Below are 15,873 nucleotides of genomic sequence, written 5' to 3' on the forward strand. Positions count from 1 at the left end.
CTCCACTTTTCTGAATTCGTTCTTCCCGACTTGGCTCAATCATGGGCAGTCGATCTCGAACGAAGGTGGTAGAAGTCTGAAATGCCTGGCCGCGCACTTCCAGGAGGACGCGGCCAGGCGTCGGTTCAGCGGAAGATGCCGACGTTTTCGTTGACCCAGTCACGCATGGTCAACGGCTGCGCGCCGGTGATCTTCTCGACGGTGTCGAAGATCTTCCAGTCCCATTCGGCGGACTGCCGCTTGAGCTCGAGCAGCGCGGCGAGACGGGGACCGCCCCAGCCGCGGCGGTCGAACTCGGCCTGAGTCTCCTCGACAGTGCGCTGAACGTGCTTCACCGGCTCGCCGAGCGCTTCGGAGACGATGCCGGCCACGTCCTCGCCGGACAGCGCCTCGGCGCCGGTGAGGACATAGGTCCTGCCTTCGTGGCCGTCCGAGGTCAGCACCTCGGAGGCGACGGCGGCGATGTCCCGGGGGTGCACCATGGCTGAGACCGGGTCGCCCTCGGTCGTGTACATGGTGCGTTCCTTGACGATGTCGCCGGCGTAGCCGTAGAGGTTCACCATGAACGTGCCGGGACGCAGGATCGTCCAGGCCAGGCCGGACTCCTTGATCACCTCTTCGCCGAGCCGGTGACCAGTACTGATGGCGTCCGTCGCAGCGAACTCGACGCCGCTGGTGGACAGCTTGACGAGGTGACGGACACCGGCCTTCACGGCGGCGGCGACCAGGGCGCGCTCCTGCACGGGACCTTCCGGGCCGTAGCCCGGCGGGACGACGAAGACACGGCTGACACCGGCGAGTGCCGCGTCGAGGCTCTCCGGGTCGTCGAAGTCGCCCTTCACGACCTCGACGTTCGGCCCGAACGACGTCTTGGCGGGGTTGCGGGTCATCGCCCGCAGCGGCACCTCGTCCGCGGACAGCAGGCCGACGAGCTCGAGGCCGACGTTGCCGGTGGCACCAGTGATCAGAATCATTTTCTCTCCTTGAACGCGCACGGCAAAAGAATCCGTACGGAGTCGGTGAACCTTTTTAACGAGATTCAGGAATTGTCGGAAGAATGCCGGCGGTTGCCGCCGGCGAGCTTGACGTCCTTCAGGAACAGGGACACCACGAAACCGACGAGAACGATGGGAATGACGGCGAGGAAGACCGTCTGCAGCGCATCCGCGTAGGCGGTGGACACCCGAAGCCTGACCTCGGCGGAAAGCTTGCCGAGCACTTCGGGGGACAGCGAGCCGTCCTTGTCCACCGGCACACCGGAACCGCTGCCGAGGCGCTCGTTCAGCTCGGTCGTGAGCCTGCTGGTCATGAGCGCGGCGAAGAGCGAGACGCCGAGTGCCGTGCCCATCTGCCGGAGCATGGTGGCGGTGCCCTGCGTGGCGCCGATGTCCTGGTAGCTCGCGGTGTTACGGACGGCGAGGCTCAGCGCCTGCGAGTTCAGTCCACCCGCGACACCGAACAGCAGCATGTAGACGACCGCCGGGACCAGGCCCGTCGACGGACCGGCGGTAGCGAAAAGTACTGCGGCGACGGCGAAAACGACCATGCTGAGCACCGGGTACCACCGGTAGGACCCGGTCCTGGCAATGATCTTCGTGGTGACGTACGAGGTCACAACGACACCGAGCATCATCGCCGCGAGGACGTAGCCGGACTCCTGCACGCCGAGGGACAGCACCGTCTGCAGCCAGAGCACGAGGTAGTTGACGATGCCGAGGCCGACGAACCCGGCGATGAAACTGATCGTCACCGCGATGCTGAACGTCGAGTTACGAAAGAGGCGCAACGGCATGATGGGGTCCACGGCACGGTGCTGCGACAGGATGAACAGCACGACCGCGATGACGGAGCCCGCCGCGAGACCGAGGATCACCGGCGACCCCCAGGCGTACTTGCTGCCGGCCCAGCCGGTGAGCAGGTTCAGGCCGACGATCGCGAGCACGAGCAGGATGACACCCGCGTAGTCGATGGTCGCTTTCGTGATGCGCGCGGGCAGGTCGAGCATGGTGATGATGACCAGCAGGGCGACGACGCCGATCGGCAGGTTGACCAGGAAGACCCAGCGCCAGCCGGCGAAGTCGGTGAGGATGCCGCCGATCGTCGGACCGGCGAGCGACGCCGCGCCGAACGTGATGGAGAACCAGCCGTAGTAGCGGGCGCCTTCACGCGGCGAGAACATCTCACCGATGATCGACAGCACCGAGATGAAGAGCCCTCCGCTGCCGATGCCCTGGATCACCCGGAACACGATGAGCTGGGTCATCGACGTGGCAAGACCGCAGGCGAGCGAGCCGACGAGAAAGACGACGATCGACACGACGAACACCCGCTTGCGGCCGAAGAGGTCGCCGAGCTTGCCGTAGATCGGCACGGCGGCGCTGCCGCCGATGAGGTAACCGGTGGTGACCCAGGCGAACAGGTCGAGGCCGCCGAGCTCGCTGACCATGCGCGGCAGTGCCGTCGCCACGATCTGGGTGTCGAGCAGGGACAGGAAAACGGCCACCATCAGGGTGAACACCACGGTGTTCGCCCTGGAGCCACCGGCGGGTGCGGAGGGTGCGCCGACCACGGGGTCGGCGGACTGAGCGCTCATGGAGAAAGTCCTCTGACAGTCGGGGAGGACCACGGCGGGGCTCAGCCGAGCCAGTGCCTGGAGATCCACCCAGAAGTGGGAGTTCGCGAAACGAACAGGTGAAGAACGCTGCCCACGTCAGGGCAACGGAGAATGGGTTTGACGCCAGGCGCTCCGCCCGGCAGAACCGGCCTTTTCGGCCCTCTCAACCGCGATCCGACGGCACCAGGTGCCCTCTTCCGCGATTCTTCAGTTGCTCGTTCGCCTTCTCGACCACTCCCTGTCAGCCGACTGCTGATGACCACAGCCAGTAGCACTGGCTGATCTGAACGTAACAGAACGAACGAGAACGGTGCAACCGAGTAGTGGGGCACGCCGCACCGGAGGTGGCGTACCCCACCCGGACTCACGGCACCAGGACAACGCGGCCCGTGTGGGCTCGCGACTCCATCAGTTCGTGCGCCTTCGCCGCGTCCTCCAACGAAAGCCGCGCGTACACAGCCGGGGTCACCTGCCCGGTGGCGAGATACCGGAGCAGCTCCTTCCGCCCGGCCTCGGTCGCCTCGGGCCGATCCTGGTGCAGCGCGTAGAGGTTGAAGCCCTGCAGGCTCTTCATGTCCACGAGGTCCCAGGGCGAGATCGGCGGCGGCTGCTCACCGGAAGCGCCGCCGTAGCAGACGATCCGCCCGAACCGCGCGGTCAGTTCGATGCTCTGCCGCAGCACCTCGTTGCCCACGGTCTCCAGCACGAGGTCCACACCCTTGTCACCGGTAGCGGCGGCGACCTCCTGGGTCCAGTCGTCGAAGCCGTAGCAGACCGCGACGTCCGCGCCGACCGAACGGGCGAAGTCGAGCTTGGCCGGACTGCCGACGGCACCGATGATCCGTCCCGCACCGCGTGCCCTGGCGATCTGCACGGCGAGGTGGCCGATCCCGCCGGACGCCGCGTTGATCAGCACGGTCTCGCCCGGCTGCAGCCTGCCCACGGTGACGACCACGTGGTACGCGGTCTCTCCCGGGCTGGGCAACGCGGTCGCCTGTGCGGCGTCCACGTTCTCCGGAATCGGGAACGCCATGGACGCTCGGGCGACGGCGTACTCGGCGTAGGCGCCGGAACGGACCGGCGCGACCACGCGATCGCCGACAGCCAGTGACGTGACGCCGTCGCCCACGGCCTCCACGACGCCCGCGACGTCACCGGCTGGCGCCGCGGGAAGGCGGATCGGGCCGCCGATGGGTTTTCCCTGCCTGCGCTGTACTTCCGCGTAGTTGACGCCGATGGCCTCCGCTCGGATCAGCACCTCACCCGGTCCGGGGTCGGGACGCTCGGCCTCCTCGACCCGCAGCACCGCGGGGCCGCCGTGCTCGTGGTAGCGGACTGTGCGCATCAAAGCTCCAAAGTAGACGGTTGGGTGGTGATCACCAGATGACCGGGACCTCGCGGAAGCCGCTGAGCAGCCGGCCCGGCATCCAGTCGAGCTCGTTCTCGGCGATCGCCAGCTCGAGCTTCGGGAAGCGGTCGAACAGGTTCGTGAGGGCGATCTCCAGCTCCATCCGCACCAGTGGTGCGCCGAGGCAGTGGTGCACGCCGTGGCCGAGCGTGAGGTGACGCGGGTCCTCGCGGCGCAGGTCGAACCGACCGGCGTCGGGGAACCTCTCCTCGTCGCGGTTGGCCGCCGAGATCGCCGCGAGGACTCCGCTGCCGGCGGGCACGGTGACGTCGCCGAACGTCATGTCCTCGGTGAGAATCCGGTACGCGGCACCGTCGCCGGGGCCCTGGTAGCGCATCAGCTCCTCGATGGCGTGGGGCATCAGTTCCGGGTGCTCGCGCAGGTCCGCCAGCTGGTCCGGGTGCAGCAGCAGGGTCGCGACGGACAGCCCGATCTGCAGGAACGTCGTCTCGTGCCCGGCCATCAGCAACTGGGTGGCCGTGGACGCCAGTTCCCCCTCGGACAGCTTGTCCCCGACGTCCCTGGCCTCGACGAGCGCGCTGAGCACGTCGTCTCCCGGCTCGCGCCGCTTGTCGGCCACCAGCCCGTCGAGATACTCGCGCAACTCCTTCGCGGATGCCTGGATCTCCTCGACGGGGTTGTCGTCCAGCACCAGGAACGCCTCTGACCACTTGCGGAACTGCGCGCGGTCGCCCCGCGGCACCCCGAGCAGATCGCAGATCATGTTGATCGGCAACGGATGCGCGTACGACTCGACGATGTCGGCTGGCGACCCGTTGCGTTCCATCTCGTCCAGCAACTCGTGGGTGAGCGCGTGGATCCGCGGCCGGAAGCTCTCCACCAGTTCGGGGGTGAAGGCCTTCGCGACGAGCCGGCGCAGGCGGGTGTGCCGCGGCGGGTCGGTGAAGTTGAGGCTCTCCAGGGGAGGCCAGTTCATCATCTGCGGCACGCCGGGCCGGTGCAGGTCGGCGCTGCACCTCGGGTCGAGCAACACCCTGCGGACGTCGTCGTACCGGCCGACCAGGTAGCCGGGCGACCCGCTCGGCATGGTCAGCTGTGCCACCCGCTGCTCGCGCAACCGGGCGAAGTCGGCGGGACACGTGGTCGGGTGGTCGCGGTGGAACGGGAACGTGAACCTGTTGTCGTCACTCATGATTTCCCCCTCAGACGGTGCCGAACCAGCGCACGGCGGCCGCGTGCGGACCTGCCTCCAACTCGGCGTCGCGGTTCCCGGCCCAGGCGACGTAGCCGTCCGGACGCACCAGCAACGCGGCGAGTTCGGGCTCGCCAGGACACGTGGCGGACACCCGGACGAGCCTGCTCGCGTCGGTCACCCCTGCCGCCCACTTCTCGTACGCCGCAGTGACCGCGTTGCCGCCGGAGAGGTCCAACAGGACACCGGTGCCACCGTGCAGCAGTTCGGAGAGCCGTTTCGGCGCACCGTCCCCGACGAGGTCGAGGTCGTGAGCGAACCGGCCGGTGAGCGGGTGTTCGGCGGGGCCGAGGTCGTAGGTGACGTCGACGCCGGTGAGCATCTCGGCGATGTGCAGGTTGACCTGGTCCAGCCGCATCAACGCGGTGAAGAGGTCGCGCAACGCCGTGACGTCGGAGTCAGGGTTCATCAGCGCGATCTGCGCGCGGGTGTTGGCCAGCACCCTGGCCGCGGGGACGCGTCGTTCGGCCGAGTAGGTGTCCAGCAGGTCGTCCGGTGCCCATCCGTGCACCTCGGCGGCCAGCTTCCAGCCGAGGTTGAAGGCGTCCTGAAGCCCAAGGTTGAGCCCCTGGCCACCGACCGGGAAGTGGACGTGGGCCGCGTCGCCCGCGATGAGCAGACGGCCGTCGCGGTAGGTGTCAGCGAGCCGGGCCGAGTCGGTGAACCACGAGAGCCAGCGCGGGTCGTGTGCACCGAGGTCGGTGCCCCAGATGTCCCTCATGCTCGCGGTGAGCTCGTCGAGCGTCAGTTCCTCGCCCTGGTCCTTGGTCGCGGCGAAGTCGAATGTCGCGATCCGGTGGTAGCCGTCTTCCAGCGGAACGCAGAACAGCAGCCCGCGCTCGGTCCGCTCCATGCCCATCGGCGGGTTCTCGGCGGTCAGCACGACATCGCCGAGCCTGGCCGTCACCCGTCCACCGGTGCCGGGAAAGCCGATACCCGAGGCCTTGCGCACGGGGCTCGACCCGCCGTCGCAGCCGACGACGTACCGAGCACGGGCGACGAAGTCACCACCGGCGCTCGTGCCCGTGACGGTGACACCGCCGTCGTCCTGCTCGATCGACGTCACCTCGTGCCCGCGCAGGATCCGCACCCCGGACTCGAGCGCGTGCGCCTCCAGCAGTTCCTCGGTCCTGGTCTGCTGGACCAGCAGCGCGTAGGGGTGGGAACTGTCGAGCACGCTGAAGTCGACCCATTCGGGAAGGCCCGCGAAGTGGCCGTTCGCCCACGAGCGAGCGCCCTCACGGAAGCGTCCGACCAGCCCCCGCCGGTCGAGCACCTCCAGCGATCGGGCGTGCAGGCCGAACGCCTTCGAGTGCGGTGAGCGCTCGGCCAGCCGTTCGACCAGCACCACGTCGACACCGGCGAGGCGAAGCTCGGCGCTCAGCAGCATGCCCACCGGGCCGCCGCCGACGACGACCACCTCGTGGTCGTGGTGGTACCTGGTCATCGTTTCTTCTCCATTTCCGCACTTCGGGATGTGAGGTGGCTCAACGGCACAACACGGTGTCGAGCACCGAGGTGAGCACGGCGGGTGTGTCGGCCGGCCCGCTGCGCCACGCCACGACACCGTCCGGGCGCACCAGCACGGCGCCTCCCGCGGCCACACCGAACGCCTCTGCCCAGGTCCCGGCGGAGCCCAGTACATGGGTGGTCACCGGCACGTCCAGCCAGTTCGCGACGTCTGTCCACTCAGGACATTCAGCCAGCAGCACGAAGCCGGCGCCGAAAAGGTCCAGTGACGACAGCGCTTTTCCGCCAAGCACCAACGGCACGTGCGGCGCGCGGGTACCGGGATCGCCTCGCCAGTCAGCCGTAGGGGCGGGCTCGGCCGGGTTCACGACGGCACCGGAGCGGTAACGGTATCCCGCCGTCACGGCCATCGGGTCCAGCACCGCAGCCTGTTCCGCCTCGGTGGCGCGGTTCGACCGGACGGCGAGCTGCAGCGCGCCCTGTTCAGCGGCCGTGAGCGCCACCGGGCGACGTTCCGCCTCATAGGTGGCCAGCAACGACGGCCCCGTGTGCCCCTCGATCACCGCCGCCAGCTTCCAGGCGAGGTTGTGGGCGTCCGCGATGCCGGTGTTCGCGCCGTACCCACCGGTCGGCGGGATCACGTGCGCAGCGTCACCGGCGAGGAGCACGCGGCCGGCGGCGAACCGCCGGGCAACCAGCTGCGCCATGTCCCACGGGAACAACGACCGGATCTCGACGGCGACCGAGTCGTCGCCGATGGCCGCGGAGACCAACTCCCTGCAACGTTCGTCGGTGAAGTCCTCCAGCCGCTGCCCCTCCTCCGGCCGGTAGCCGACGATCAGGGTGCCCGCGCGCAGCGTGTCGTCGTGCATCATGATCCCGCTCACGATGTCGTTCTGCACGTGGATGACGCTGAACCTGCGGCCGCGCAACACTTCCGTCAGGTCGGCCGTGAACGCGATGCTCACGTGCTGCGACAGAACGCCCTGGCCGTCACGTTCCAGCCCGAGTACGGTGCGGACCGCGCTGCGCGAGCCGTCGGCCCCGACCAGGTACCCGGCACGCACCTGGGACAGGGCACCGGTGGCACCATCTCGCAGTTCGGCGGTGACACCGCTCTCGTCCTGGGTGAACGAGACGAGCTCGGTGCCGAACCTGAGATCCGCTCCGAGCTCCTCGGCCCTGTGCCTGAGGTGGGGCTCCAGCCTGTCCTGCGGCAGCAGGAGCATCCGGCACGGGGTCACCGCGGCGAGGTCGTCCTCGCCCTCCAGTTCCTCCCGGCTGAAGAGCTCCGCTCCGGCCAGGGACTCGACTCCCGCACGTGTCCGGTGCGTGGCGAAACCCTCGGCCTCCTTCAGCAGTTGCTCCTCCAGCCCCGCCGAGCGGAACAGCTCCACCGTGCGCGGGTAGTACCCGACGGCGCGCGGATGCACCGACGTGCCGGGGTGGCGTTCGACGAGCACGCAGTCGACGCCCTGCTGGGCGAGGAAGAGCGCGGCCGACAGACCGACCACGCTGCCGCCCACGATGAGGACCGGTGTCTCCTCGGTACTCATCGGACCACCTCTTTCCGTTGACAGAAAAGGAAATCAGGAGCCACCGGTGACCCGCAGGGTCTGGCCGGTGATGTTGCCGTTCGCGGCGGACCCGAGGAACACGATCGCGTTGGCGACGTCCTCCGGCACCGACAACCTCCCCGACGGCAAGGTCTTCGCCTTGGCCTCCAAGGCTTTCGCCGGCGCGATCCGGCGGACGTTCTCGGTCATCGTCTGCCCCGGCGTGACCACGTTGACGAGAACGTCGTCTGCACCGACCTCCCACGCGAGGCTGCGCGCGATGCCGAGCAGGCCTGCCTTGGCCGCGCCGTACGCGGCGCCGCCACGCATGCCGTAGTCCGCCAGTCCCGACGACACCATGACGATCCGGCCCCACGGGCGGTCGCGCATCGCGGGCAGCGCGGCCTGGATCGTGTGGAACGTGGCGTCGACGGTGGTGCGTAGGACCTCCTGCCACAGCCGCGGATCGGTGTCCTCGAAGTCGGGCACCTCCCTGCCGGGCCGGGGAATGCCCTCCGACCACACCACGGCGTTCGTCACGAGGACGTCGATGCCGCCCCACGCGCCGGTGACGGCGGTGATCGCCTCGCGGATGCTCACCTCGTCGTTCAGGTCGTACCGGACGACGAGCGGGGTTCCACCCGCTTCGCGCACGAGCCGCGCCGTCTCCTCAGCGCCGTCCTTGTTCTCGTGATAGGTGATCGCCACTCGGGCGCCGTCAGCCGCGTAGGCCTGGGCGGTCGCCCTGCCGATGCCGGACGAGGAACCGGTGACCAGCACCACCTTGCCGGCAAGATCAGTCCACATGAGTCACTCCAGCCTGGTAGGGGCCTGTATCGAAGTCTCGTTCGATGAGACTTCGATGCAGGCCTTGGTCGGGTTCAGTTCTTCCTGGCCACGCAGGCGAGCGCGTGCGCCTGCGCGCCGAAGCCGTCCGGATCACCGTCGGGACCGCAGCGCCAGAGCGGCACCGGCACCACCCCCGGTTCGAGCAGGTCGAGGCCGTCGACCAGCGCAGTCACCTCGGCGGTGTCACGCCAGTACACCTCGCTGACGTTGCGCAGGTAGGTCTGCGAGGAGGCCGGGACGTCCTCAGGTTTCGGCTTGTTCTCCATGCCGGCGTGGGAGATCACGACGTAGCTGCCGGGCGCCAGGCGGTCGGCGAACGCCCTGAGCAGGCCGGCGGGGTCGTCGGAGTCCGGCACGAAGTGCAGCACCGCGGCCATGATCAGCCCGACGGGTCGCGAGAAGTCCAGCAGTGCGGTGGTTTCGGGGGCGGCCAGCACGTCGTGCGGCTTGCGCAGGTCGCCCAGGATAGCCGCGCTGCGGGGGTCCCCTGCGAGGATGGCCCTGCCGTGCGCGGCCGCGACCGGGTCGATGTCGACGTAGACGACGCGGCTGTCCGGGTTGCCCTCCTGCGCGATCTCGTGCACGTTGCCGCGGGTGGGGATGCCCGATCCGATGTCGAGGAACTGGTCCACCCCGAGCGCGGTCAGCTCGCGGACGGCGCGCCGCAGGAACGCCCTGTTGGACCGCAACGTCCTGGGCAGCAAGGGGTTCTTGTCCGCGATGGCCTTCGCGACCTCGCGGTCGGCCGCGAAGTTGTGCGTGCCGCCGACCCAGTAGTCGTAGACCCTGGCGATGCTCGGCTTCTCGATGTCGACCTCGGGCGGTGCCCAGTCCGGACGTTCCACGGGATGTCCCTTTCAGGAGTTGGTCAGCTCAGTGCGACGGGCAGTGCGGCCAGGCCGCGCAGGTTGAAGCTCTGACGCCAGGTGAGGTCGCGGAACTCGGTCGCGAGCCGCAGCCGGGGGAACCTGCGGAACAGCTCGCCGAGCACGATCCGGCCCTCGAGCCGCGCCAGCGGTGCGCCGAGGCAGTGGTGCACCCCGTGCCCGAACGCGAGGTGCGCCGAGGTCCGCCTGGTGATGTCGACGCGGTCCGGGTCCGGATACCGCTCGGGGTCACGGCCCGCCGCGCTCAGCGAGATCGTCACGAACTCGCCCTCGGGGATCAGCACGTCGCCGAGCCGGATCGGTTCCAGGGTGAACCGCCAGGTGGCGTTCGCGAGCGGCGCGTCGATCCGCAGGAACTCGTCGATCGCCTGGTCCCACAGGCCGTCGTCGGCGAGCAACCGGGCGCGCTGGTCCGGGTTGGTCAGCAACGCCAGGGTGCCCGTGTTGAGCATGTTGACCGTGGTCTCGTGCCCGGCGACGAGCAGCAGGAACGCCATCGACATGAGCTCGGTCTCGTCGAGCTTGTCGCCGCCGTCGCGCACCTGGATCAACGCGGTCAGCAGGTCGTCGGCGGGCGACCGCCGCTTGCTCGCGATGAGCGTGCGCAGGTACTCGACCATCTCCTGGCTCGCGTCGAGCACCTCGTCGGTGCCGGAGCCGGACGTGAGCAGGTTGGACCAGCGGCGGAACGCGGTGCGGTCCTCCGGTGGCACACCGAGCATCCAGCAGATCACGGTGAACGGCACCGGGAACGTCAGCGCGTCCATGAGGTCCGCCTCGTCGCGGCCCTCCAGCGCGTCGAGCAGCTCGCCGGTCAGCTCGGCGATGCGTGGGCGCAGCAGCTCGACCTGCCGCACGGTGAACGCCTTGCCCACCAGCCTGCGCAACCGGGTGTGGTCCGGCGGGTCGCTGTCCAGCATCGTCGTACTCAGCTCACGGGCGAACTGCTTGCGTGTTCCCCGTTCCTTCCCGAACGCGGCCTGCTTGGCGGGGTCCGCGAAGTTGTGCGGGATCAGGCCGTAGCCGACGCGCATGTCCTTGCTCAGCCGGGGATCGGTGAGCAGCGCGCGGGCGTCGTCGTAGCGCGTCACCAACCAGGTCTTGAGACCGTTGGGGGTCGCGACGAGACGGACCGGTGCCTCGGCGCGCAGCCGGGCGAGTACGGGGTGCGGGTCGCGGACGAAGTCGGCGCCGAAGAGTTCGAGGACCTCTTCCGCGGTCTCTGCACTGGCCACTGTGGACTCCTTCACGCGGCGAACTCGTAGGTGGACCAGGAACCTGACGGGACGAAGCCGACGTCCCGGCTCAGGCGGAGGATCGGCTCGCTCGTCTCGTCGTGCCAGGCCTGCACGAGCCGGACGTGCGGCTGCTCGACCGAGATCCGGTGCAGCAACGAGGCTTTGAGCACCGTGCCGATCCGGCGGCGGCGATGCGGGGCGAGCACGTGCGTCACACCCGCGTCCGCCATCGGGCTCTCCCGCACGAACACCGTGCTGTAGCCGGCCACCTCGCCGTCGGCCTCCCGCACGGCGGCGACGGCATGGACGCGGTGATCCGAGCGCAGGGCCTCCGCCTCGACGGCACGCACGCCGGCCACCGTCATGTCACCGGCGGCGGCCTGTCCGTTGATCGGCACGTCCAGCAGGCTCCACGCACGGGCGTAGGACTCGGCGAGGTCGTCCGGGCAGTGGTCGTGCCAGTGCACGAGCCGGTAGCCGGGCAGGGTCTGCCCGGCTAGGCCGGGCAGCCGTTGTCCCGCCGCGGCGAAGACGAACCGGCTGCGGACGTTCGTCCGGATCCTCTTGCCCCGCAACGACTCGGCGAAACGGTCGGCGGCCTCGGTGTGCGGCGCGTCGACCAGGAGGACCGCCCTGCCGCGCTCCGCGAGCGCACGCCTGGAGGCCTCGACGAGCAGACCGCCGACTCCCGCACGCCGGTGTCCCGGGAAGACCCAGAGCGAGCCGTGCCCGGTGTCGAGCGTGGCGCCGAGGTCGAGACCCAGCTTGACGTAACCGGCGGGCACATCCCCGTCGAACGCGGCGAGCACGACGCGATCGGTGCCCCGGCGCCGCTGCAGCAGCCTGCCGAGCAGCGCGGGCGACACGGGCGGGTCGTCCGGGAGCTCCACTCGCATGGTCTCCCGGAAACCCGGCAGGAGGGCGCCGATCGTCCCGGCGTCGTCACCGTCCAGCTCTCGGATTTCCATGTTCGCCATTCAGCCAGAAAATTCACGGGTTGCCCACCGGACAAATTACGACTTCACCGATATTTCAGCGCATTTCCAGCGAGCTCGATTCTTCAGAACAATTCGAGGTCTTGTCGAGACCGCACTGCGAGCCTCGCAGGCATCTGCGGGGACCTTGCTCCGCACCGTTTCACGAGGGAGAACCCATGTCCGAGGCACGTGACGGCAGGCTGGTCGGCAGTTGGAAGACCGATCTCGAAGACGACGGCCGATCCGTTTTCGGACTGGCCTCCTTCAGTTCCGACGGCGGCGTTGTCTCCACTCAGCTGAACACCAGGAACATCGGTTTGGGAAACTGGCGCAGCACGGGCGCCGACACGTTCGAATACTCATTCCACATCCTCGCGGCGAACCCCGAGGGTGAGCACGTCGGCGAGGCGCACGTGAAGGTCGAGGGGCGGTTCGTGTCCGACTCCGAGTGGCAGGGGCTCGGCGGGGCGACCTTCTACAGCCCCGAGGGCAAGGCACTGCGCTCGCACGGCGGTTCCAAGGTCAAGGCCACGAAGTTCGGCATCGACGACTAGGCGGGTGGGCACCATGCCGGTTCAGTGGAACGCGCTGGCGCGACGCCTGCGCGGCGAGATCGTGCGGCCGGGCGACGAGCGTTACGAGTTCGCCCGCAGGCTGCAGAACCTCGAGTACGACGCGATCAACCCGGCTGCGGTCGTGTACTGCGAGACGGCGCAGGACGTCGGCGCGAGCATCGAGTTCGCGCGGTCCGGTGGGATCGACGTCCATGTGCGAAGCGGAGGACACAGTCTCAACGGCCTGTCGACAGGCGCCGGCATGGTGCTCGACGTGTCCCGGATCAACGGCGTGGCGGTGCGGGAAGGCACCGTCGCACTGGGCGCGGGCACCCAGTCGCTGGACGCGCTCGACGTGCTGGCGGGAACCGGGAAGCAGATCATCACCGGCACGTTCCCGACCGTGGCCGCGGGCGGATTCCTCTCCGGTGGCGGAATCGGCTGGCAGACCAGGGGGTTCGGGATCGGCAGCGACCGCGTGCGGTCCGCGACGGTCGTGCTGGCCGACGGCCGGATCGCGACGTGCTCCGCCGAGTCCGAGCCGGACCTGCTCTGGGCGTTGCGCGGTGGCGGCGGAGGGAACTTCGGCGTGGTAACCGAGTTCGAGGTCGCTCCGATCGACGCACCGCTGCTCGTCGGGTACGAGATCACGTGGGACGTGGACGTCGCCGCCGACGTGCTCACCTCGTGGCAGACGTGGTGCACGGCCGGTGGCGACTTCGGCTCGTCACTGGTGGTGCTGCCGCGGTTCGGTCCGGACGCACCACCCGCGGTGAAGGTATGGGGCGTGCACTACGGCGCTCCGCACGGGATCGAGCGGGCGCTCGACGACCTCGTCGAACTGGCCGGCACCCGGCCGCTGCGGCGCTGGGTCGGCGACCAACTGCCCTACAGCACCGTCATGCACGAACGGCTGTGCGGCGAGGCGACCGTGGCGCAGTGCCACAGGACCGGCAGCGGTCCGGAGGCGAAAGGCCACCGCCACCCGCACACGCGGCAGGCATACAGGTTGCTCGCCGACCCGGTCACGCCCGAGCAGGCGGGCCGTTCGCTCGCGATGTGGGAGACCTCGCCGAGCTGGGAGCGTTACCTGCTCTGCATCGCGGTGGGAGGCCCGACCGGCGGGCCGGAGTCCGCCTATCCCCACCGCGACGCCCGGTTCCTGATGGGCTACCAGATCGCGGTGCGCGACCAGGGGGCGTCCGCGGAGCACTTCGCGGATGTCACGACCTGGGCCGACGGGGCGGACGAGGTGCTCGATCCGATGGCGTGCGGCTCGTACATCAACTTCCCGAGCTCGCGAATCAGGAAGGGCTGGGCACGGGCGTACCACCGGGACGCCCTGCCGCGGCTGCTGGAGGTCAAGGCCAAGTACGACCCCGACGACGTGTTCCGGCACGCCCAGAGTCTCCGGCCATGATCACCGAGGCCCTTCGACGGATTCAGGTCCGTCGAAGGGCCTCGGTCTCGTTCAACGCCCGTTCGTGCCCACCGCCAGCTTGCCCAACGCCGGCAACACAAGGCCGACCACCGCGACGGCACCACCCATCAGTCCGAAGTAGACGGACAACGGCAACACCGAGGTGAGCCGGTAGAGCTGACCGCCGAGCACGACTCCGGCCGCACCGAACATGCCGCTCAACGCGAGGAACCGGTTCTCGTACCCGTCCGGCGCCACCGCCGCGGCCAGCGCCAGCCCGATCGGGCCGACGACGATCTCACCGCAGGCGAGGAGCAGATGCACCCCGAGCAACCACAGCGGCGAGACCGCACCGGTGTCCGCCGCGACGGCCGCGACCGCCATCAGCACGAAGCTCGCACCACCCAGCAGCAGTGCCCCGCCGAACTTGGCCCGCACGGTCAACCTGTCTCCCGCACGCACCCAGAGAACGGCGAAGACGGGAGCGACCAGCAGCACGAAGAGCGGATGCGCCGCCTGGAACCAGCTCGCCGGCACCTCGAACCCCGCGACCACGCGGTTCGTGTGCTGTTGTGCGAACAACCCCAGCGCCGACCCGCTCTGCGCGAACAACATCCAGAACAACGACGTCGCACTCATGAGCGCCGTAAACGCCCCGAGCCTCGGCCCGTTTGCGAAGAGACCCTTCCGCTGCAACGTCAACAGGTAACCCAGCGGCAGCAGTACCGCCGTGATGCCGAGCAGGCCCAGTACGGCCTGCGGGTTGCCGATCACGACCAGGACCGTGACCACCACGGCAAGAGAGATCACCGTCGTGCGCAGCACTTTCCGCGCCACGGCGGGCTCCACCGGGTGGACGGGCGTACGCCCCAGATCGCCGAAACGGCGCAACCCCACCAGGAACTGCACGAGTCCGCATGCCATTCCGACGGCGGCCGCGGCGAACCCCAGGTGCCACGCCACCTTCTCGGCGAGCGCGCCGACCACCAGCGGTGCGACCAGCGCGCTGGCCTGAATGCTCATGTAGAACAACGAGAACGTCGCCTCGCGGTCGTGCGCGCCGCCGCCGCTGATCGCCGCGACCATGCCCGCCATCGCAGGTTTGATCATGCCGGTGCCCAGCGCGACGAACACCAGTCCGACATAGAACGGAACAGGTGCGGCGAGCACCACGTGCCCCGCGATGACCAGGCAGGCACCCGTCACCACCGCCCGGCGCGCCCCGAGCACGCGGTCCGCGAGCCACCCGCCGGGCAGCCCCGCGACGAAGCTCAGTGCCAGGTAGGAGGCGAACACCGCGGTGGCCGTCGGCCCGTCGAGCGCCTGGCCGCCCCGGTCCGCCGAAGTCGTCAGGTAGAGCACCAGGATCGCGGCCAGGCCGTAGAAGCTGAACCGCTCCCACAGGTCCACCACGAACAGGCTGCCGAACCCCCTGCGCCCGTTCGTTCGCGTGCTCACCGCGGTATCGGAACTCATGCCACCCCCGCCTTCCGCCGCGGTTCGGGGCCCGGACGGGCCCCGAACCGCCGTCATTCCTCCGGAACCTCTCGAGCGGGCACGATCACGCCGGCCAGCGCCGCACCCAGGTAGACGAGCGCGGCCCAGACCACGGCCAGCAGCAGGCCCCGCGCTCGTCGTCTACGCGGCGGCGGAACCGCTTTCCGTTGCAGGAGAACGAACATCGCCC

Annotated in this window: 14 protein-coding genes; 2 read left to right on the forward strand and 12 right to left on the reverse strand. The window is 69.2% G+C overall.

Going from position 1 to position 15,873, the window contains the following annotated elements; all coding sequences use genetic code 11:
- Positions 1-125: 125 nt before the first annotated feature.
- The 10 genes from BLR21_RS25765 to BLR21_RS25810 form a co-directional block, all read right to left on the reverse strand.
- Positions 126-974, reverse strand: a complete 849-nt coding sequence (locus BLR21_RS25765; RefSeq protein ID WP_090009104.1) for an SDR family oxidoreductase — start codon at positions 972-974, stop codon at positions 126-128.
- 65 nt (positions 975-1,039) lie between these two features.
- The gene (locus BLR21_RS25770; RefSeq protein ID WP_090009106.1) at positions 1,040-2,593 is read right to left on the reverse strand and encodes an MDR family MFS transporter; all 1,554 of its coding nucleotides are present in this window, start codon (positions 2,591-2,593) and stop codon (positions 1,040-1,042) included.
- Between the two features lie 385 nt (positions 2,594-2,978).
- Complete coding sequence (locus tag BLR21_RS25775; protein WP_090009108.1) at positions 2,979-3,959, reverse strand: quinone oxidoreductase family protein; 981 nt, start codon at positions 3,957-3,959, stop codon at positions 2,979-2,981.
- A gap of 31 nt (positions 3,960-3,990) precedes the next feature.
- On the reverse strand, positions 3,991-5,175 hold the full coding sequence (locus BLR21_RS25780) for a cytochrome P450 (RefSeq protein WP_090009110.1): 1,185 nt from the start codon (positions 5,173-5,175) through the stop codon (positions 3,991-3,993).
- Positions 5,176-5,185: 10 nt separating this feature from the next.
- Positions 5,186-6,682 (reverse strand): FAD-dependent oxidoreductase, encoded by a 1,497-nt coding sequence (locus BLR21_RS25785; RefSeq protein ID WP_090009112.1) that lies wholly within the window; start codon positions 6,680-6,682, stop codon positions 5,186-5,188.
- Positions 6,683-6,722: 40 nt separating this feature from the next.
- Positions 6,723-8,261: an FAD-dependent oxidoreductase gene (locus tag BLR21_RS25790; protein ID WP_090009114.1), complete on the reverse strand. Its 1,539-nt coding sequence runs from the start codon at positions 8,259-8,261 to the stop codon at positions 6,723-6,725.
- Between the two features lie 33 nt (positions 8,262-8,294).
- The gene (locus BLR21_RS25795) at positions 8,295-9,068 is read right to left on the reverse strand and encodes an SDR family NAD(P)-dependent oxidoreductase (RefSeq protein ID WP_090009116.1); all 774 of its coding nucleotides are present in this window, start codon (positions 9,066-9,068) and stop codon (positions 8,295-8,297) included.
- 74 nt (positions 9,069-9,142) lie between these two features.
- Positions 9,143-9,955, reverse strand: a complete 813-nt coding sequence (locus tag BLR21_RS25800) for an SAM-dependent methyltransferase (RefSeq protein ID WP_090009118.1) — start codon at positions 9,953-9,955, stop codon at positions 9,143-9,145.
- 23 nt (positions 9,956-9,978) lie between these two features.
- On the reverse strand, positions 9,979-11,232 hold the full coding sequence (locus BLR21_RS25805; protein ID WP_090009120.1) for a cytochrome P450 family protein: 1,254 nt from the start codon (positions 11,230-11,232) through the stop codon (positions 9,979-9,981).
- An 11-nt stretch (positions 11,233-11,243) separates the two neighbouring features.
- Positions 11,244-12,212, reverse strand: a complete 969-nt coding sequence (locus BLR21_RS25810) for a GNAT family N-acetyltransferase (RefSeq protein WP_090009122.1) — start codon at positions 12,210-12,212, stop codon at positions 11,244-11,246.
- Positions 12,213-12,388: 176 nt separating this feature from the next.
- Here BLR21_RS25810 and BLR21_RS25815 point away from each other — a divergent pair, with 176 nt between their 5' ends.
- Together BLR21_RS25815 and BLR21_RS25820 are read left to right on the forward strand one after the other, a co-directional pair.
- Positions 12,389-12,766 (forward strand): hypothetical protein, encoded by a 378-nt coding sequence (locus tag BLR21_RS25815; RefSeq protein WP_090009124.1) that lies wholly within the window; start codon positions 12,389-12,391, stop codon positions 12,764-12,766.
- Between the two features lie 13 nt (positions 12,767-12,779).
- Positions 12,780-14,186, forward strand: a complete 1,407-nt coding sequence (locus BLR21_RS25820; RefSeq protein WP_143027875.1) for an FAD-binding oxidoreductase — start codon at positions 12,780-12,782, stop codon at positions 14,184-14,186.
- Between the two features lie 51 nt (positions 14,187-14,237).
- On the opposite strand, the gene BLR21_RS25825 is transcribed toward BLR21_RS25820, so the two are convergent.
- Both BLR21_RS25825 and BLR21_RS42725 read right to left on the reverse strand, forming a co-directional pair.
- A complete protein-coding gene (locus tag BLR21_RS25825; RefSeq protein WP_176929783.1) occupies positions 14,238-15,644 on the reverse strand; it encodes a peptide MFS transporter in 1,407 nt (468 codons plus the stop codon).
- Positions 15,645-15,715: 71 nt separating this feature from the next.
- Positions 15,716-15,868 carry a hypothetical protein gene (locus BLR21_RS42725; protein ID WP_176929784.1) on the reverse strand — a complete coding sequence of 51 codons (153 nt, stop codon included), beginning with the start codon at positions 15,866-15,868 and terminating at the stop codon, positions 15,716-15,718.
- Positions 15,869-15,873 lie beyond the last annotated feature (5 nt).

The organism is Lentzea albidocapillata subsp. violacea, assembly GCF_900100275.1.
GTDB classification, from domain to species: domain Bacteria; phylum Actinomycetota; class Actinomycetes; order Mycobacteriales; family Pseudonocardiaceae; genus Lentzea; species Lentzea violacea.